The 16943-nt window shown below is 66.1% G+C and carries 19 protein-coding genes and 1 pseudogene; 11 read left to right on the top strand and 9 right to left on the bottom strand.

Going from position 1 to position 16943, the window contains the following annotated elements; genetic code table 11:
• Window positions 1-105: 105 nt before the first annotated feature.
• From E9536_RS41445 to E9536_RS17915, 6 genes are all read right to left on the bottom strand, one after another.
• Window positions 106-612, bottom strand: a complete 507-nt coding sequence (locus E9536_RS41445; RefSeq protein WP_168799538.1) for an activator protein — start codon at window positions 610-612, stop codon at window positions 106-108.
• A gap of 180 nt (window positions 613-792) precedes the next feature.
• Window positions 793-1296 (bottom strand): hypothetical protein, encoded by a 504-nt coding sequence (locus E9536_RS17935; RefSeq protein WP_021160324.1) that lies wholly within the window; start codon window positions 1294-1296, stop codon window positions 793-795.
• Between the two features lie 121 nt (window positions 1297-1417).
• A complete protein-coding gene (locus E9536_RS17930) occupies window positions 1418-2242 on the bottom strand; it encodes an OmpW family outer membrane protein (RefSeq protein ID WP_027789759.1) in 825 nt (274 codons plus the stop codon).
• Between the two features lie 74 nt (window positions 2243-2316).
• Entirely contained in the window at window positions 2317-3570 is a 1254-nt protein-coding gene (locus E9536_RS17925; RefSeq protein WP_048026403.1) for a DUF2957 domain-containing protein, read from the bottom strand.
• A 71-nt stretch (window positions 3571-3641) separates the two neighbouring features.
• On the bottom strand, window positions 3642-5237 hold the full coding sequence (locus E9536_RS17920; protein ID WP_059589851.1) for a DUF2957 domain-containing protein: 1596 nt from the start codon (window positions 5235-5237) through the stop codon (window positions 3642-3644).
• Window positions 5238-5854: 617 nt separating this feature from the next.
• Entirely contained in the window at window positions 5855-6151 is a 297-nt protein-coding gene (locus E9536_RS17915; protein WP_021160319.1) for a cupin domain-containing protein, read from the bottom strand.
• Window positions 6152-6585: 434 nt separating this feature from the next.
• Between E9536_RS17915 and E9536_RS17905 the strand changes: the two genes are divergently transcribed.
• The 4 genes from E9536_RS17905 to E9536_RS17890 all read left to right on the top strand — a co-directional run bounded on the left by E9536_RS17905 (window position 6586) and on the right by E9536_RS17890 (window position 10772).
• Window positions 6586-7533: an ABC transporter ATP-binding protein gene (locus E9536_RS17905; protein ID WP_027789763.1), complete on the top strand. Its 948-nt coding sequence runs from the start codon at window positions 6586-6588 to the stop codon at window positions 7531-7533.
• A gap of 3 nt (window positions 7534-7536) precedes the next feature.
• Entirely contained in the window at window positions 7537-8298 is a 762-nt protein-coding gene (locus tag E9536_RS17900; RefSeq protein WP_021160316.1) for an ABC transporter permease, read from the top strand.
• 149 nt (window positions 8299-8447) lie between these two features.
• The gene (locus tag E9536_RS17895; RefSeq protein ID WP_059698476.1) at window positions 8448-9869 is read left to right on the top strand and encodes an MFS transporter; all 1422 of its coding nucleotides are present in this window, start codon (window positions 8448-8450) and stop codon (window positions 9867-9869) included.
• Between the two features lie 201 nt (window positions 9870-10070).
• Window positions 10071-10772, top strand: a complete 702-nt coding sequence (locus tag E9536_RS17890; RefSeq protein ID WP_136470315.1) for an MBL fold metallo-hydrolase — start codon at window positions 10071-10073, stop codon at window positions 10770-10772.
• A gap of 46 nt (window positions 10773-10818) precedes the next feature.
• On the opposite strand, the gene E9536_RS17885 is transcribed toward E9536_RS17890, so the two are convergent.
• Window positions 10819-11049, bottom strand: coding sequence for a hypothetical protein (locus tag E9536_RS17885; protein WP_027790668.1), 231 nt, complete (start codon window positions 11047-11049; stop codon window positions 10819-10821).
• Between the two features lie 208 nt (window positions 11050-11257).
• Between E9536_RS17885 and E9536_RS17880 the strand changes: the two genes are divergently transcribed.
• The 5 genes and pseudogenes from E9536_RS17880 to E9536_RS17860 all read left to right on the top strand — a co-directional run.
• A complete protein-coding gene (locus E9536_RS17880; RefSeq protein ID WP_136470314.1) occupies window positions 11258-11689 on the top strand; it encodes a YciI family protein in 432 nt (143 codons plus the stop codon).
• 140 nt (window positions 11690-11829) lie between these two features.
• The gene (locus E9536_RS17875; RefSeq protein ID WP_059698482.1) at window positions 11830-12636 is read left to right on the top strand and encodes a DinB family protein; all 807 of its coding nucleotides are present in this window, start codon (window positions 11830-11832) and stop codon (window positions 12634-12636) included.
• Window positions 12633-13427, top strand: a complete 795-nt coding sequence (locus E9536_RS17870; protein WP_136470313.1) for an alpha/beta hydrolase — start codon at window positions 12633-12635, stop codon at window positions 13425-13427. The genes E9536_RS17875 and E9536_RS17870 overlap by 4 nt, the downstream gene beginning before the upstream one ends.
• 79 nt (window positions 13428-13506) lie before the next feature.
• Complete coding sequence (locus E9536_RS17865) at window positions 13507-14385, top strand: alpha/beta hydrolase family protein (protein WP_060067025.1); 879 nt, start codon at window positions 13507-13509, stop codon at window positions 14383-14385.
• 19 nt (window positions 14386-14404) lie between these two features.
• Window positions 14405-14644 (top strand): annotated as a pseudogene (locus tag E9536_RS17860) (aldo/keto reductase); the annotation flags it as partial.
• A gap of 94 nt (window positions 14645-14738) precedes the next feature.
• Here E9536_RS17860 and E9536_RS17855 read toward each other — a convergent pair.
• Window positions 14739-14972 carry a hypothetical protein gene (locus tag E9536_RS17855; RefSeq protein WP_021160304.1) on the bottom strand — a complete coding sequence of 78 codons (234 nt, stop codon included), beginning with the start codon at window positions 14970-14972 and terminating at the stop codon, window positions 14739-14741.
• Window positions 14973-15179: 207 nt separating this feature from the next.
• Window positions 15180-16079 carry a hypothetical protein gene (locus tag E9536_RS17850; RefSeq protein WP_027790664.1) on the bottom strand — a complete coding sequence of 300 codons (900 nt, stop codon included), beginning with the start codon at window positions 16077-16079 and terminating at the stop codon, window positions 15180-15182.
• A gap of 78 nt (window positions 16080-16157) precedes the next feature.
• On the opposite strand from E9536_RS17850, the gene E9536_RS17845 reads away from it, so the two are divergent.
• Entirely contained in the window at window positions 16158-16496 is a 339-nt protein-coding gene (locus tag E9536_RS17845) for a helix-turn-helix transcriptional regulator (protein ID WP_021160302.1), read from the top strand.
• 24 nt (window positions 16497-16520) lie between these two features.
• Window positions 16521-16802: a hypothetical protein gene (locus E9536_RS17840; protein WP_136470312.1), complete on the top strand. Its 282-nt coding sequence runs from the start codon at window positions 16521-16523 to the stop codon at window positions 16800-16802.
• The last annotated feature ends 141 nt before the right edge of the window (window positions 16803-16943 follow it).

Here is a 16943-nt window from a genome sequence, read left to right as displayed (position 1 = left end):
CACGCTGATACGGAAGACGGCTCGAGCGCATCGACGAAGCGGCAACCCGCGTACATCCCGCACGGCCTTCGTGACCAGCGAGTTCCCCGCTTCGACTCTCGACGCTTACTGCACGTGGAACTTCGGCGACGTCGCGAGCCAGCCGTTCACCGTGCAATCCGGCGTCAGCACGGCGTTGTTGAGCGTCACGCGCGAGTCCGGATCACTCCACGCCGCCGTGACCTTGCTCGGTCCACAAGTACCGAGTACCCGCATGTCCAGCTTCACGTTGTTGATCGACACTTGCGTCGTGCTGTCCACGTTTCCCGTCCATGGCGCCGCACTGCTCGCGCTACCGGTGAACAACACGCACAATGTGCCGCCGGTGAACTGGGTCGACGTGATGTTGACGATGCCGGCCGGCGTGACGGTGCCGTTGACCGTCGTCGTACAGTTGATCGGACTGAACGCGCCCTTCTGGAGCGATGTGAGCCCCGACGCGGAAAACGGTTCGCCGTTCGGATTCATCGGCTGGCCGTCCACGCGTGAAACGGTCACTGCAAAAGCAGGCGCGGCCGAACCCGCGGTGAATGCCACTGCAGCAACAAGCGATGCAATTTGACGAATGTTCATCTGTACGGCCTCTCTCTTGATATATGGCGGCCTTACACGAGAAACGCGGCCGCTCTGTCGAATGAATCCGGCCGTCGCGCCGATGCGCACGACGGCATGGACCCATCGAGGCTGCAAATACCCGCCGCACCTGCCGCACGGCCCTCGCGCGCGGCGGGTACCCGCTTCGATCCGCGACGCTTACTGCACGTGGAACTTCGGCGACGTCAGCACCGTGCCGCCCACCGTGCAATCCGGCGTCAGCGTGGCGTTATTGAACGTCAGCGAAGAGTTCGTATCGCTCCACGTCGTGACAACCTTGCTCGGCCCGCAGGTGCCGAGCAGCGTGACGTTCACCTTCACGTTGTTGATCGACAATTGCGTCGTGCTGTCGGCCTGCCCCGTCCACGGCGACGTGCTGCTCGCGCTGCCGTTGATCAGCGAGCATGTCGCGCCGCCCGAGAACGTCGTCGACGTGATGTTGACGATGCCGGTCGACGTGATCGTGCCGTTGAACGTCGCGGTACAGCCTGCGCTGATCGCGCCCTTGCTGAGGTTCGTGAGCCCGGTCGCCGAGAACGGCTCGCCATTCGGGTTCATCGGCTGACCATCGGCCCGCGAAACGGTGACTGCGAAAGCAGGCGCGGCGGAAACCGCGGTGAAAGCCACTGCAGCAACAAGCGATACGATTTTGCGAATGCTCATTTGAACTGCCCCCTCTCTTCACAAATGGCGGCACGCCGCCAGGAACTCGACCGCCCGGCCGGATCGTTCCGGCCCGACGGTCGCAGGAAGCCGCCGGTGCGCGTCATGCGCGCCGGACGGCTCAGAACTTGTAGGAAATCCCGACGAACGTGATCAGCGGATCCGCCTTCAACCGTGTGCGCGTGGTGGCGAGCGTCGAACCGTCCGCCGCCTTGATCACGAGCGACGAGTAGGTCTTCAGCGGCATGTACGTCAGCGTCGCCGTCAGCCCCCAGTGCTTGTCGATCGCGTAGCTCGCGCCCACGTTGTAGACCGGCGTGAACGACGACGACGCCTTGCCCTCGACCGACGTCGGCCCCGGCTTGCCGGCGCCCGCCGCGAGCACGCTGCCGAGGTTTTCGTTGATGTCTTTCGCGAAGTTGCCGTTCAGTTCGATGTTGCTGAACCAGCTGTAGGCCACACCGATCCCGACGAACGGGCGGAACTTCGCCGTCGGCGAATTGAAGTAGTACTGCAGAATGATCGTCGGGCTCCACTGCCTTGCGTTCTTCACGGCCGGCTGGTTGGCCGGGTTGTCCATGTTGACGCTGCCCAGCGCGCCGGACGGGCCCGGCGGCTTGATCGTGCCGTGCCCGGTCAGCGTGAACTCCGGCGGCACGCCGAGCACCGACGTCACCGCGATGTGGTCGGTGAAGAAGTGCGTGAGCGTCAGGCCGACCGTATCGGCGTTGTTGACAGTCAGGCTCGTGCCGGGCGACGTGAACGACCCGGGCAGGCGCAGCGGCCCGTTGATCGGCATGCCGGCGAGATTCGTCGTGAGCCCGTTGGTCGAATCCTGCGGCATGATGTGCAACCAGCCCAGCGTCGCGACGTTGTCGCCCGCCTGCTGGGCCGATGCGAGCGTCGATATGCCTGCGACGACACCCGCGACAATCAGCTTCTTCATGAAGTCTCCTTCTCGTTCTGTCCGGGCGCCGCGCCCCTTCGCGCGGCGCCGCCGTGTCTCCATCCGGGCTTGCGTCACTGCACGAAGGCGCCGACCGTGAAGTACGGATTGCTCGTATCGTTCATGTCGAGGAACCCGAACACGCCGCCGGTGAACACGAACTTGCCGGTCGCCGGCCCCGATGCCGCATCCGCATGCACGGTCGTGACGACACCCGGCACCTTCTGCGTGAAATCGAGGTTCAGTGCACGCGTGAGCGCGGCCTGCGACGCGTTGAACGGATCGAGCAGCGTGGCCTGCGCGCCGACGAGCGCGGTCGCGCGGTAGTTGAACGCGCTGTCGACACCCGTGTACTCGCCGTTCTGCGAGCCTTGCGTGATCGCCGTCTGCGGGCTCAGGAACGAGATGCCCGATTCGTCGTCCGCGCTCGGCGAGCCCTGCGTCAGGTCCGCATTCGCCGCGCCGGTGCGGATGAAGATCGGCACGAGCTGGTTGCGCAGCTTGCCGACGATCAGGATTCCCTTGCCGGCCTTCGCGGGATCGACCGCCGCGAGCGTCGGCGGAATCTGCGGCAGGTAGTTGAGCGACTGGAACGCCGGCGCATCCGGACGCAGCGTGAACGGCTGGTTCACGGTCGCGCTCGACGCGAGCGGCTGCCCGCCGTTCTTCTTGCCGAAGTTGTCGGTCTCGACGTAGCTGCCGTCCGCGTTGATCGTCACCTGCTGGTCGAGCGCCACCGGCTGGAAGCTTTGCGACGGCACCTGGTGGTAGCCGAGCTGGTTGTACTTGCCGGCGATCTTCGTCAGGTCGGTTTCCAGCGACGAGAAGCTGATGAACGGGTAGTACGGGAACGTCGTCTTCGGGATCTTGCCGACGCCGATCACGCCGTCGAACTGGATCGTCGCGCCGGGGATCGCGCCGCCCAGCACACCTTCGCCGAGGAACAGCCGCGCGGGGCGGCTCGGGTCGAGGCTCGCGTTCTGCATCCGGAACGTGCACTGGTTCAGCTTCACCGTCGGCAGCCCCGTTTCGTCGGCCAGCGTGCCGTCGACCACGTTCGCCGGTGCCGTGTCGCGCGTCGGCTGCACGGTGCCCGTGGTGGTCGGCACCGGCGACGCGAGATAGGTCATCCGGTACGTCATCTTCGTCGTGTCGAGCTGCACCTTCACGAGCTCGCCCGACCCCGACCCACCGATGAACACGGTGTTGTAGTCGATCGTCTGCGGGCACAGCCGGACCACCGGCGCGGGCGGCGGGTCGCCGTCTCCGCCGCACGCAGCCAGCACTGGCGCGAGCGATGCCGCGGCCATCCATTGCTTCAAGTTCATAGGAATCCTCTTGAAATTCGATTCGCCGGCGGCGACGCATGCGCCGCCGGTGTTACGTGTTCAATACAGGGTTACTGGACGAACGCGCCGACCGTGAAGAACGGGTTGACCTGGCTGTTGTTGACGACCATCGCGTAGACATTGCCGGCTGTCACGAGCCAGCCCGTGTCGCCCTTCTTGAAGATCGCCACGTTGCCGCTCGCGCCCTTCGCGTTGAAGTCCTGCGTGGCCGTGACCTTGATCTTGCCGGGCGTCGCCTGCGTGTAGTCGAGCCCGAACTGCGAGGTCACCCCCGACGTCTGCGGATCGATGAACGCCGCGGTACTGCCCTGGAACAGCGTGGACGTATAGTTCGCGGCCATCGTCGAGACGGCCGTGCCGTCATCGCAACTGCCTGCTACCGAATAGAAGGTGTTATTGGTGAAGACGCCGGGCAGGTCTGGGTGCGGCATGTTCGGGTTGAAGCTCGGCCCCGGCGACGTCACCTTGTTCGCCTGACCGCTGGATGTCACAACGCCGCATGCGGATGCGCTGGTCGCACCGATATATCCCCCCTTCAGGGAGTTCGCGGCAATCGCTTTCGTCGACGCCAGCATCGAGATGCCGACTTCGGCATCGGCGACCGATGCGAACAGATTGACCGTATCGACGTGCGTATAGCCGACACGAATCACGATCGGCACAAGTACGCCGTTCAGCCTGCCGACGATCATGATGCCTTTCGCCTGACTCGGTGCAATGATCAGCGTCGAGCCCTGCCCCGCGATCGGATACCCCTGCCCCACCGGATTGCTCACGAATACATTGTCTGCCGATCCGTCCGCGTTCTTGCGCTGCGCCCACGGCGTCCCGGTCGTCTGACACGAGTAGTCGCTGCCCTGCGTGATAGAACACGAACCGTCCGCATTGAACGTCTGATTCCAGTTGACGACGTCGGGCTCCCAGCCGACCGGCCCGGTCGGGCTCTGACCATCACCGCCGATCGGCGACAGATGGATGCCGACCTCGTTGTAGTTGCCCGCCACTTTCGTGAAGTCGGTTTCGGTGTCGGTGAAGCCGATGAACGGATAGAAATCGAAGGTGCGCGACGGTACGACGCCGAGCGTGATGCCCGGGAGCAGCGGGATACCGGCGAACGCAATCGTCGCCCCCGGAATCCCGCCGCCCACCACGCCATTGCCGACGAACAGCATCGGCGGATCCGCACGGTTGATCGTCACCGAATACGCGCCGTCGCTCGTCGCGCCGCTGTCGAGCACGAACGCACAGCGGTTCTGCTCGGCGGTCGGGAGCGTGGTCGGATGATGGAACGCGCCGCTGATCGTCAGGCCTGCGCGCGTATTGTTGACCTGCCCCGCCGACGTCGGCACCGACGATTCGATGAACTGCATCTGGTAGGTCATCTTCGTCGTGTCGAACTTCACCTTCACGTACTCGCCGCTGCCTGCGCCACCCGTGTACGTCGTCGTGTAGTCGAGCGCGTCCGGGCACAGCTTCGTGACGACGGGCGGCGTCGTGACGGAACCGCTCGGCCCGCACGCGCTCCCCGAGCACTGCGGCACGTTGATCGGCCCCGGATCGTCACCGCCGCCGCAACCGGCGACGAACGGCAAAGCGATGACCGCGCACGACAGGATCGCTTTCCGCCATTCAGGAATGCAAATCATCAACCCCTCCTTTTCGGGTACGACAAGTCTCGTCCGGACAGGCTGCATGGCCCGCCGGTTGGTATCGCGCCGCCGCACGAACGCGCGGCGCATGACGGTGTGCGCCAGGTTGCCGCGATGCCGGTCAGGCAAATGCGGCACGCGCCGCGGCGGCAGGCAAGCGCTCTCCCGCGGCGCCGTCATGCGGCACGGCGCCGTGAGAACAATCGAAACGGGATGTGGTTCGCCGCTACACGGCGATATGACAACGCAGGTACGCGACCTGCATCGCGCCTGCGTTCAGCGAAAAAACGGGAAACGGCAGTCCGACTGGCCCCGCGGATAGGCGTCTCATCAATTGGTCTCCATCCGTACGCTTGATTCGTTATCGTGATGCGTCGTTTGACGAGACTATGATCGGACGATTCCTACAAGTAAATGGATGCAGAGTTCCAAACGGCCGAAACCGCGCAATCGCAGTGCGTGCCGGGGATTTGACAGATTTTCAAACGGCCTTCAATTTATTTGCTCAGACAAATACATGGCCCGTGTAACACGCGTTTGAATAACCGCGGCCGATCCGCGCTCTGCCTTGCCTGCCGGCCCTCGACGATCCACCTGCATGCTGCAGCGCAACCTCACACGTCGACGATCGCGAGCGTGCCGTGGCTGCCCGGCAGCACCGCGTGAGGCGTGCCGGCAAGCGCCAGGTACATTTGCCCGGCCTCGACGACGACCGTCTCGCCCCCGACCTCGAGCATCATCCGGCCGTCGAGCACCAGCAGCCCCTCGTTGTAGTCGTGCACTTCCGCTTCGTAAGCCTGCGCATCCATGCGCAGCACCTTGATCCTGGCCGGCCCGACCTCGCCGACGATCGTGGATTTCCACGCGACGGCCTGAGCGGCCGCCACGGATTTGAAATCGATCAAAGACATGCGCTCCGCTCCGTAAACGATGAAAGAAACGCATTATCGCGAGCGCGGCGCACGCCGTCCCGGTACGCCGCGTCGGCCTTCGGGCGGCACAGTCGGCCGGCCGGCCGCGCCGCCTCCGGGCGGACACGCGATCGCATCCCCGTTTGCATAAAACGGCACACATTGTTCAAACACCGCAAATAAAACACCGCGTTATTGGGCGATGTACCGTCAATTCGCGCCAATCCAGCACCGGCGATGCTCGCCCTTTCCACGAGAATGCATTTCCATCTGTCGATTGCTAATATGGCGATCCCGCGATCCCGCACCACAACGCCGTTCGACATGACGCCCGTTCGCCATGCCGTCCCCGGTCCCGGCCGCTTCGCAGCGGCGGCGGCGCCGGGCACGCGCGGCGCACACCGTTGCGCCGGCCGGCCGTGCCATCCGTGAGCATGCAACCGATCCTTTCCGTCTCCGACCTCTCCAAGACTTACGCGTCCGGCTTCCAGGCGCTGAAGCACGTGACCCTCGACATCCGCCCCGGCGAGATCTTCGCGTTGCTCGGGCCGAACGGCGCCGGCAAGACGACGCTGATCGGCTCGATCTGCGGCATCGTCACGCCGACCTCAGGCCGCGTGACGGTCGGCGGCCACGACATCCGCGATCACTACCGCGCGGCCCGCGAAATGATCGGCCTCGTGCCGCAGGAGCTGACGACCGACGCGTTCGAAACCGTCTGGGCAACCGTGTCGTTCAGCCGCGGCCTGTTCGGCAAGGCGCCCGATCCCGCGCATATCGAGAAGACGCTCAGGGCGCTGTCGCTGTGGGACAAGCGCGACAACAAGCTGATGACGCTGTCGGGCGGCATGAAGCGCCGCGTGATGATCGCGAAGGCGCTGTCGCACGAGCCGCGCATCCTGTTCCTCGACGAGCCGACGGCCGGCGTCGACGTCGAGCTGCGCCGCGACATGTGGAAGCTCGTCGATTCGCTGCGCGAAAGCGGCGTGACGATCCTGCTGACCACGCACTACATCGAGGAAGCCGAGGAAATGGCCGACCGGATCGGCATCATCCTCGGCGGCGAACTCGTGCTCGTCGAGGAGAAGCGCGAGCTGATGCGCAAGCTCGGCAAGAAGCAGCTCACCGTGCAGCTCGAGCACCCGCTCGCGGACGTGCCGCCCGCGCTTGCGCCGTTCGGCCTCGAACGCGCGGACGACGGCGCAGCGCTCGTCTACACGTACGACTCGCAGCGCGACGATGCGAGCATCGCGACGCTGATCAACGCGCTCGGCTCGGCCGGCATCGGCTTTCGCGACCTGCATACGACGCAGAGCTCGCTCGAGGACATTTTCGTCAGCCTGATCGACAACCGTCGCAACGGCGTGCAGCAAGGAGCCTGACGCATGAACCTGCATGGAATCCGCGCGATCTACCGCGCCGAAATGGCCCGCACGCGCCGCACGCTGATGCAGAGCATCATCGCGCCGGTGATCTCGACGTCGCTGTATTTCGTCGTGTTCGGCTCCGCGATCGGCTCGCGCATCAGCGACGTGAACGGCATCGGCTACGGCTCGTTCATCGTGCCGGGGCTCGTGATGCTGTCGCTGCTGTCGCAGAGCATCTCGAACGCATCGTTCGGCATCTACTTCCCGCGCTTCACGGGCACGATCTACGAGATCCTCTCCGCGCCCGTGTCGTACTGGGAGATCGTGATCGCGTACGTGGGCGCGGCCGCGTCGAAGTCGATCCTGCTCGGCGTGATCATCCTCGCCACGGCCGGCCTGTTCGTGCCGCTGCACATCCTGCATCCGTTCTGGATGGTGCTGTTCCTCGTGCTGACGGCGGTCACGTTCAGCCTGTTCGGCTTCGTGATCGGCATCTGGGCCGACAGCTTCGAGAAGCTGCAGCTCGTGCCGCTCCTGATCATCACGCCGCTCACGTTCCTCGGCGGCAGCTTCTACTCGGTCGACATGCTGCCGCCCGCGTGGCGCGTCATCACGCTGTTCAACCCGATCGTCTACCTGGTCAGCGGCTTCCGCTGGTCGTTCTACGGGCTCGCCGACGTGCACGTGTGGATCAGCCTCGCCGCGACCGGGCTGTTCCTCGTGATCCTGCTGGCGATCGTCGCGTGGATGTTCCGCACCGGCTACAAGCTGAAGAACTGATACGGCATGTGCCGCCGCCGATGACGCATTTGGGCAAGCAGGCGGCGCTTTTCCTCTGATGCGGCATTTTGTGGTCGCGTCTACTGAAGACGAAGCATCGGGGCCGCGAAGCACGCGCTTCGCGGCCCCTTTTCATTTCAGAGGACGCCATGCCCGCCGCCACCGCTCCCGCCTCCGCCGCCGCCCGGCTCGAACGCCTGCCGTTCTCCGGCTATCACAAGCGGATCTTCTTCATCATCGCGATCGCGTTCTTCTTCGACTCGGTCGACCTCGGCACGATGACGTTCGTGCTCGGCTCGATCCGCAAGGAGTTCGGCCTGTCGACCGCGGCCGCCGGCCTCGTCGCGAGCGCGAGCTTCTTCGGGATGGTGCTCGGCGCGGCCGTCGCCGGCCTGCTCGCCGACCGCTTCGGCCGCCGGCCGGTATTCCAGTGGAGCATGGTGCTGTGGGGCGCGGCCTCCTACCTGTGCTCGACCGCGCAGAGCGTCGACGCGCTGATCGTCTACCGCGTGCTGCTCGGGATCGGGATGGGAATGGAATTCCCGGTCGCGCAAACATTGCTGTCCGAATTCGTGCCGACCGAGAAGCGCGGCCGCCTGATCGCGCTGATGGACGGCTTCTGGCCGCTCGGCTTCATCACGGCCGGCATCGTCGCGTATTTCGTGCTGCCGCAGTTCGGCTGGCGCACGGTGTTCGCGCTGCTCGCGATTCCCGCCGTGTTCGTGCTCGTCGTGCGCCGGATCGTGCCCGAATCGCCGCGCTGGCTCGAGCATGCGGGCCGGCACGCGGAAGCCGACACGGTGATGCACACGATCGAGGCGAAGGTGATGCGCTCGGCCGGCGTCACGACGCTGCCGCCGCCGTCGCGGCTTGCGGAACCGGTCGTGGCACGCGGCCACGGCGCGCTGCGCGAGATCTGGAGCGGCGTGTATCGTCGCCGCACGGTGATGGTGTGGCTGCTGTGGTTCTTCGCGCTGCTCGGCTTCTACGGCCTCACGTCGTGGCTCGGCGCGCTGCTGCAGCAAGCCGGCTTCGAGGTCACGAAATCGGTGTTCTACACGGTGCTGATCTCGCTCGGCGGCGTGCCGGGCTTCCTGTGCGCCGCGTGGCTCGTCGAACGCTGGGGGCGCAAGCCGACCTGCATCGCGTCGCTGATCGGCGGCGGTGCGATGGCATACGCATACGGCCAGAGCGCGCTGTACGGCGGCAGCACGACGCTGCTGATCGTCACCGGCCTCGCGATGCAGTTCTTCCTGTTCGGGATGTGGGCCGCGCTGTACACGTACACGCCCGAACTGTACGGCACCGGTGCGCGCGCGACGGGGTCGGGCTTCGCATCGGCGATCGGGCGCGTCGGCTCGCTGATCGGGCCTTACGTGGTCGGCGTCGTGCTGCCGGTGTTCGGCCAGGGCGGCGTGTTCACGCTCGGCGCGCTGTCGTTCGTCGCGGCGGCCATTGCGGTGTGGACGCTCGGCATCGAGACGAAGGGGCTCGCGCTGGAACAGCTCGCGGCAGGCGACGAAGCGGGCGGCGGCGGCCGGTATGCGGCAGCGGCCGACAAGATGTCCTGAGCGCCGCATCGACGACCCGGGCATGCTTTCCGGCCGGCATGGCGTTCAGCGCCGTGCCGGCTGCTGCGTGAACTGACAGGATTCGCGCCTGGAGCAGCGCTGCTAGACTGCGTCGAGGCACCGTGTCGCGCGCCCCTGGTGCATCGCGGCGCGCGCGATCGGGGTGCCCCGCCCCCCACTGCCCGCGCAAGGACCGCCTCGATGGACACCGCCCGTATCGAAGAAATCCGCAGCGGCCTGTTTCGCGCAACGACCTACATCGACAAGCTGAAGCTCGGCTTCAGCCAGTTCTTCATCCGGTCGCCCGACGGCGACGTCGTCTGCATCGAAACGGGCACGCGTTCCAACTTTCCGCAACTGAGCGCGAGCCTCGCGACCGTCGGCATCGCGCCGTCGATGGTGAGCAGCGTGGTCGTCCCGCATTTCGAAGTCGACGAGATGGGCGCACTGCCCGACTTCCTCGCGGCCAATCCGGCGCTCGTCGCATACGCGCATCCGATCTGCGCGCACGGGCTGGCCGATATCTTCGGCGTGCGTGCGACGCCGCTGAAGGACGGCGAGCCGACGACGATCTCCGGCGTCGACGTCGTGCCGATCTTCACGAAGCATGTCCATCAATGGGATGCGCTCGTCGTGTATCTGCCGGCGTACAAGGCGCTGCTGTCGTCGGACATCCTGATGCGCTTCGGCGACGAAGCCGCCGACGACCCGCTGCCGGCCATCCTCGATTCGATCCGGCGCTCGGACTACCTGCCGTCGCTCGCACACTTGGCGAGCGCGCTGCGCCGGATCCAGACGCTCGATCTCGACGTCATCCTGCCGATGCACGGCCCGGCCATCACACACGACATCCCGCGCGTGCTCGCCGGCGCAATCGCGCATTGCGAGGCCGCCGCCGCGTAAGCCGCGGTGGCGGCAACCCGGACGACGGTCCGGCAGGTTGTTCCGGTCAGGCGCCGGCGACGACGAACTCTTCGGCCGCCTTGCGCTGAACCGCGGCCATCACCGCCAGTTCGCGCTTGCTGCGCGCATCGCCGGACACGACACCCGTCGCGTTCTTCGCCTTCGCGCCCAGCGGGAAAAAGACAAACGACGCGCCGGCCGGGGCCGCCGGTTCCGCGCGCAGGCGTTTGTTCAGGATTTTCAGGTACTTCTTCTTCGACACTTCCTTAGCAGCCATGGCACCCTCCGCGTGAACGTGGTGAGGACCAGCATAACAGTTTTGGCAAAGGGCTCCGCCGCATCGCCCGCCGGTGCGTGCGTCCCCGAATATTCGTCGGGCCAGATGTCGATTCGCGTCGCCGTCGCGCGTCGTGTTGTCGTAACCGATCGTTTTGCCGTCGGCACGGCCGGCGGCGCCCCCTGATTCCTTTCAAGGAGATACGACCATGCGCGTCCTGGTAATCGTCAAGGCCACCGCCGATTCCGAATCCGGCCGGATGCCCGACCCCGAAATGATCGCCGCGATGGGCCGGTTCAACGAAGAACTGGCGAAAGCCGGCATCCTGCTCGCCGCCGACGGGCTGCACCCGAGCATGCGCGGCAAGCGTGTGCACTTTGCCGGCAGGAACCGCACCGTCATCGACGGCCCGTTCGCGGAAACGAAGGAACTCGTCGCCGGCTTCTGGCTGTGGCAGGTGAAATCGATCGAAGAAGCGGTCGAATGGGTGAAGCGCTGCCCGAACCCGATGCCCGGCGACTCCGACATCGAGATCCGCCCGCTGTTCGAGGCCGAGGATTTCAGCCCGGCATTCACGGCCGAGTTGCAGGAACTGAAAGCGCAGCAGAGTGCGCAAGCCGAGGCGGGGAAGCACGCGTAAGACGGGCGGCGTCAGGCGGTCTTGCGTGACCGCCGGGCGCCGGCAACGCTTGATGCAGCGCATCGCGCTCATCCCGCCGTTGACGCTACCTGCCTAGTAACGTATCGTTTTGAGACGTTACTAGGCAGGTTCTTTCCATCATGCATTCCCGTTTCGACCGCTTCCGCACCACCGCGCTCGGCGCCCAGCTCGAAGCTCTGATCGCTCAACCCGAGCGCTACGTCGAATTCGCGGCGCTGTCGCGCGTGGGCGTCGCCGCGATCGGCGCGATCCAGCACGAGATCGCGCTGAAATTCCCCGAAATCGAAACCGACACGACGGCCCGCCAGTTCTGCGGCGCGATGGTCGCGGACGTCATGCGTCGCCACGGCCACGACGTCGTGCAGGCGCGCGGGCGGCTCGGCGGCACGCTGTTCAGTTACGGCGCGGTGTTCAGCGCGCATCCACAGTTGCTGCCGTTCGCCGGTGTCGTCGCCGCGCTGGCGCAACTGCCCGATCGGCTCGCCGCGTATGCGGCGCACGTGCCGGCCGCACTGCGGACGCGCCGCCCCGACGGCACGGGCTTCTCGCTCGTCGAGCATGCGTGCCACCTGCGGGATCTCGACGCAGTGTTCGCCGAACGCATCGACGCCGTACGCACGCTCGACCTGCCGGTGATCGCCTCCGTCGACGGCACCGCACTCGCCGCGCAACGCGACTATCTCGCGCAGCCGCTCGACGCGGCGGTCGCGGCATTCCGCACGGGTCGCGCGGCGCTGTGCACCGTCGCCGCCGCGCTCGATCCCGCGCAGCTCGCACGCTGCGGGCTGCGCGACGGCATCCGCCGCATGTCGCTCGACGAACTCGTGCGCGAGCTGCTCGACCACGACCGCACGCACGTGCTCGAACTCGACGAACTGCTCGCCGAACTCGCATTGCCGCCCCTTCCTTGCCCGCCCGCCCCATGACCCAGCCCACGCCCGTCGTCTTCATTCACGGTTTCATCGGCACGCTCGACGTGCGCGGATGGAACGGCCCGCATCTCGCGCCCGACCTGCTCGGCTACGGCGCATATCGCGCGGTGCCATTCGACGCGATTTCGCTCACCGCTCAGGTCGAGCATGTGCGCCAGACCGTCGATGCTCACTTCGGCGCGCAACCGGTCGATGTCGTCGGCCACTCGGTCGGCGGCGCGATCGCGATGCTGTTCGCGCATGCGCACCCGGAATGCGTACGGCGGATCGTCAACGTCGAAGGCAACTTCACGCTCGACGATGCGTTCTGGTCGGCGTCGGTCAGCCGCATGACGCCCGGCGAGGCCGACGCGATGCTCGACGGGCTGCGCGCCGATCCGCTCGGCTGGCTGCGCGGCGCGATCGACGCGCCGTCGCCGGGCCAGCTCGACGACGCCCGCCGCTGGCTCGCGCATCAACCTGCATCGACGCTGCGCGCGATGGGCCGCTCCGTCGTCGCGACGACGGGCGAACCCGGCTACCTGCAGGCGCTCGCGCAAGTGTTCGAGCGTCATCCCGTCCGGCTCGTCGCCGGCGAACGCTCGCGCGCGAGCTGGCACGTGCCCGACTGGGCGCTCGCGCGCTGCGCCGGCTTCGACACGATCGCAGGCTGCGGGCACTTGATTCCGGCCGAGCGGCCGGATGCGTTTCGCGATGCAATCGGGCGCATCCTGGGCGCAGCAGGCATCTCCGGTCGTCAGGCGGGGAAAATGCCGAAACCGTATGATTCGCCGAAATTTGGTTGAAAGGCGCGGTTGCTAGAGTCACCGGAACAGGGTTTTCCCGGCGTCCGGCGCCGGACTGGGTCGAGACATGCAACGATCGATGCACCTGGCACGTACCTTCTGGCTGCTTCTGCTGCTGGCCGTCACGAGCCCTGCCTTCGCGTTTCATGCGCGGGTCGTTGCGATCCCGAGCGCCGCGATGAGCGAGACGCTGAAGGCGACGGTCGTGCTGCCCGACGATTACGCGCGCGACAACCGCGGCAACGAACGCTATCCGGTCGTCTACCTGCTGCACGGCTCGGGCGGCGACCATACCGACTGGACGTCGAACACGCACATCGCCGCGCTCGCCGACCGCTATCACGTGATCCTCGTGATGCCCGACGGCGGGCACGAAAGCTGGTACATCGACAGCCCGTTCGATTCGGGCAGCCGTTACGAAACCTTCATCGGCGATGAAGTCGTGTCCTACGTCGACCTGCATTTCCGTACGATCGCGACGCAGCACGCACGCGCGATCACCGGGCTCAGCATGGGCGGCTTCGGCGCACTGCGCATCGCACTCGACCGGCCCGACACGTTCGGCGCGGTCGGCAGCATCAGCGGCGCGGTCGATCCGCGCTGCTGCGCGGACGAGCCGGGCATCGACCACGTGTTCGGCGATCCCGAACGCCATTCGTCATTCTGGAACCGCAACGTGATCGTCGAAAGCGCGCGCGCGTTCGTGCGCGCCCATCTCGACCTGGCGATCGATTGCGGCCGCGACGATTCCTTCGTCGGCTCGAACCGCACGCTGCATGAGCGCCTTCTCGCGCTCGGCGTGCCGCACGACTACACGGAGCGGCCCGGCGGTCATACGTGGGATTACTGGGCGAATGCGATCCGCTACCAGATGCGGTTCTTCGCGACCTCGTTCCAGCATCGCGGTTACGCGTACCATCCCGCACCGGCTGTGCCGGAGATGACACGCGCGGGCTGACGCGTATGCCGCGCGGCCGCGCGGCACGACATCGGTGGCGTTCGCGCTCGTGCGGGTCATGAAGAACCGCATCGTCGGCTCGACGATCGCGCGGCCGCGCACCGAAGCGCATCGGGACAGGGACAGCGACATCGATACGCTGACGCTCGGACTCGGCCCGGACGACGAACGGTTCGCCGGTTCGCTCGTGCCGCTCGGGCACACATCGACGCACGGGTATACCGATCCCGGCTATCCGGTCGAAGGCCGCAAGGTCTGAAATCTGAACGGGACGAATGAGATGCCGGGCTGCCCTGCCCGGCATGAAGAGGCATGCGCGTCACTCGACGCGCGGACACGTGGAAGCGGCGGAATCAGCTGTCGTGCGCAGTGGTATCGGCGCCGACCACGCGATCGAAGAACTCCTGCGCACGCGCCAGCTCGGCGAGCGCGCGATCGAGGCGCGACATCGCGCGCGCGTATTCGGCCGACGAACCGTCGTCGTCGCTTTCGCCGCGCACGGCGCGAAAGGCCTGATCGACGTTGCGCGTTGCTTCGACGAAGCGTTGCGCGGCCCGGGCTTCCCGCGAACAGATGTGGGTCGACATCGACACTTCTCCCTCAGGGTTGCAGTGTGAAGCACGCCGACGCCCCGTGTGCGTGGTGCGCATGTCGGCAGCGTGAACCACGACCCGTCGATCGTCGACGCATCGGCCGCCGCGCAGCGCGCTTCGAGCCGATTGTCCCTCTGCACTCGCCGCTCCGCTATGGCGAGATTGCAACAAATTCTTGCGCGACGTGCCGCGCGCGATTCGTCACGCGCGCCCGATGCGCGGATGTGCAAGGCCCGCGAACGCGGCCGCTTCGCCCGGCGACAGGTCGAACAGGTCGCCCGTGAGATCGCGCGGATGCTCGGCCGCCGGCCGGTTGCGCAAACGCGCCACGTGCGTGGGCGCCACATACGCGGCCGCCGTTTCGATCGGCGGCACGTCGAACAGATCGCGCGTGACGCCGCGCACGGCGTCCGTCGGCGAACGGCCGCGCAAGCGCGCGACGAGTTCGACGAAGCGATCGAAATCACCGGCGCGCGTCGCCTTGTTCACTTCCGCGAGATCGCGCGCCTTCAGCACGCACGGCTGGGCGAGCCGCACGAAATACGGTGCCTCGAGTTCGACCGACAGCGCGAGCGGATAGCTCTTGCCCGTCTGCTCCTTCGCTCGCCCGACGCAATCGACCACGGCCGCGCCCTGCGCGGCGCCGAGCGCCTTGCCGGTGCTCACGCTGCGCAGGTGATCGGGAAACACGCGCAATTGCGTGCCGACCGTCAGCGCGGTGGAGGACGCGCAGACGAGCGCGTAATGCTGTTCGCGGCGCCGGCCGGACGGCAAGGTCGAGCGGCTCGCGATGAAGGTATGCGGCGGCAACGGCCGCACCTGCCCGCTCGCGTCGATCCAGGCATTCCACAACAGCGCGTCCTTGCGTTCGCCCGGGCGCGGGCGCGACGCGACCGGCGAGAACAGCGCGAGCAGCGAGCCCGTGCGATGCGCGGCGATCTGCGCGCTGTTGCCGAGCGGCTGGTTGATGCCCCACAGAAAACGCCCGCCCCCGAGCCGGCGCTCCCATTCCTTGCGAAGCACGACGGTCGGCAGTTCCTCGCCGGACTCGGTACCGATCTTGGTCCAGCAGAACGTGGGTGGGAGGTGTTTCAGTGTCATCAACTTTCTCGGGATACAGCCTCGCTGGTGACAGCAAGCCCATTCAACAGCCGTAACTGTATAGGTATAATGCATCGCATGGAAGCCCCGGACCAAGATTTTCCCGTACAAGACCTGTTGCGCCGCCTGCTGGCAGATACACGCTCGTCCAGCGAAATAGCGCGACTCTCCGGGGTCAGCCAGCCGACCGTATCGCGCCTGAGGCTGTCGAACGGGCATCGGCTGCGCCGCAGCGCGCCATTCAATAAGCTATGCAATTTCTACGGCGTCGATACCGAGCCATCGCGCCGCCAATACAACGACCTGTTGCGCGACGCGATCGTCGATGCGTGGGACGGATCGGACGAGCACGGCCGCGCGCTGCTGGTCGTGATCCAGGGGTTGAAGGGATTGCAGGCCAAGGCGGACGACGGATGATCGCCGGGCCGTGATGCACGGCACATGGCGCGCGACCTGCGCGCCGCCGCTGCGGGAATCGGGAAAGCCGGCAAGAAGGAAAAGAAGATGCCGTGCAACACCCGGCGTGCGATCCGCCCGGCTTCAATCGAAGGGAATCGAGCGCTGTGCCGCACGCGTGCTCTCCCGCCACACGCCAGCAAGGAAGCCTCGAGAGCCGGTTTCAGAACACCGCCGCGAAATGACAGCGGCCGCACCGGTTCTCGGCAACGCCTGCGCTGCGCCTGCATTGCGTCAGATATCTCACTCGTCGAGGATGACGAATGACTTACATAATCGTTTTCCATTTATAAAAAACACCCTGAGAAGCGATTATCTAAACTTTTTAAACCTAATCAAAAAAAGTTTGACTCGCCGTTTTCTTTCTTGCTATCTTTCCCCGCAAGCAATATCGCCGGGAAATCGAAT

It is taken from the genome of Burkholderia sp. LS-044 (assembly GCF_004803625.1).
In the GTDB taxonomy this organism is placed as follows: domain Bacteria; phylum Pseudomonadota; class Gammaproteobacteria; order Burkholderiales; family Burkholderiaceae; genus Burkholderia; species Burkholderia cepacia.
Note: the sequence above shows the minus strand (reverse complement) of the source record. Positions and strands in the feature narration are given on the sequence as shown.

Bases quoted from the DNA above. Each gene is read 5' to 3' on its own strand.
- E9536_RS17895 (WP_059698476.1), top strand. From the start codon at position 8,448: ATGCCCGCCGCCACCGCTCCCGCCTCCGCCGCCGCCCGGCTCGAACGC.
- E9536_RS17915 (WP_021160319.1), bottom strand. From the start codon at position 6,151: ATGTCTTTGATCGATTTCAAATCCGTGGCGGCCGCTCAGGCCGTCGCG.
- E9536_RS17855 (WP_021160304.1), bottom strand. From the start codon at position 14,972: ATGTCGACCCACATCTGTTCGCGGGAAGCCCGGGCCGCGCAACGCTTC.
- E9536_RS17880 (WP_136470314.1), top strand. From the start codon at position 11,258: ATGCGCGTCCTGGTAATCGTCAAGGCCACCGCCGATTCCGAATCCGGC.
- E9536_RS17900 (WP_021160316.1), top strand. From the start codon at position 7,537: ATGAACCTGCATGGAATCCGCGCGATCTACCGCGCCGAAATGGCCCGC.
- E9536_RS17865 (WP_060067025.1), top strand. From the start codon at position 13,507: ATGCACCTGGCACGTACCTTCTGGCTGCTTCTGCTGCTGGCCGTCACG.
- E9536_RS41445 (WP_168799538.1), bottom strand. From the start codon at position 612: ATGAACATTCGTCAAATTGCATCGCTTGTTGCTGCAGTGGCATTCACC.
- E9536_RS17885 (WP_027790668.1), bottom strand. From the start codon at position 11,049: ATGGCTGCTAAGGAAGTGTCGAAGAAGAAGTACCTGAAAATCCTGAAC.
- E9536_RS17890 (WP_136470315.1), top strand. From the start codon at position 10,071: ATGGACACCGCCCGTATCGAAGAAATCCGCAGCGGCCTGTTTCGCGCA.
- E9536_RS17935 (WP_021160324.1), bottom strand. From the start codon at position 1,296: ATGAGCATTCGCAAAATCGTATCGCTTGTTGCTGCAGTGGCTTTCACC.
- E9536_RS17920 (WP_059589851.1), bottom strand. From the start codon at position 5,237: ATGATTTGCATTCCTGAATGGCGGAAAGCGATCCTGTCGTGCGCGGTC.
- E9536_RS17845 (WP_021160302.1), top strand. From the start codon at position 16,158: ATGGAAGCCCCGGACCAAGATTTTCCCGTACAAGACCTGTTGCGCCGC.
- E9536_RS17850 (WP_027790664.1), bottom strand. From the start codon at position 16,079: ATGACACTGAAACACCTCCCACCCACGTTCTGCTGGACCAAGATCGGT.
- E9536_RS17870 (WP_136470313.1), top strand. From the start codon at position 12,633: ATGACCCAGCCCACGCCCGTCGTCTTCATTCACGGTTTCATCGGCACG.
- E9536_RS17840 (WP_136470312.1), top strand. From the start codon at position 16,521: ATGGCGCGCGACCTGCGCGCCGCCGCTGCGGGAATCGGGAAAGCCGGC.
- E9536_RS17925 (WP_048026403.1), bottom strand. From the start codon at position 3,570: ATGAACTTGAAGCAATGGATGGCCGCGGCATCGCTCGCGCCAGTGCTG.
- E9536_RS17875 (WP_059698482.1), top strand. From the start codon at position 11,830: ATGCATTCCCGTTTCGACCGCTTCCGCACCACCGCGCTCGGCGCCCAG.
- E9536_RS17905 (WP_027789763.1), top strand. From the start codon at position 6,586: ATGCAACCGATCCTTTCCGTCTCCGACCTCTCCAAGACTTACGCGTCC.
- E9536_RS17930 (WP_027789759.1), bottom strand. From the start codon at position 2,242: ATGAAGAAGCTGATTGTCGCGGGTGTCGTCGCAGGCATATCGACGCTC.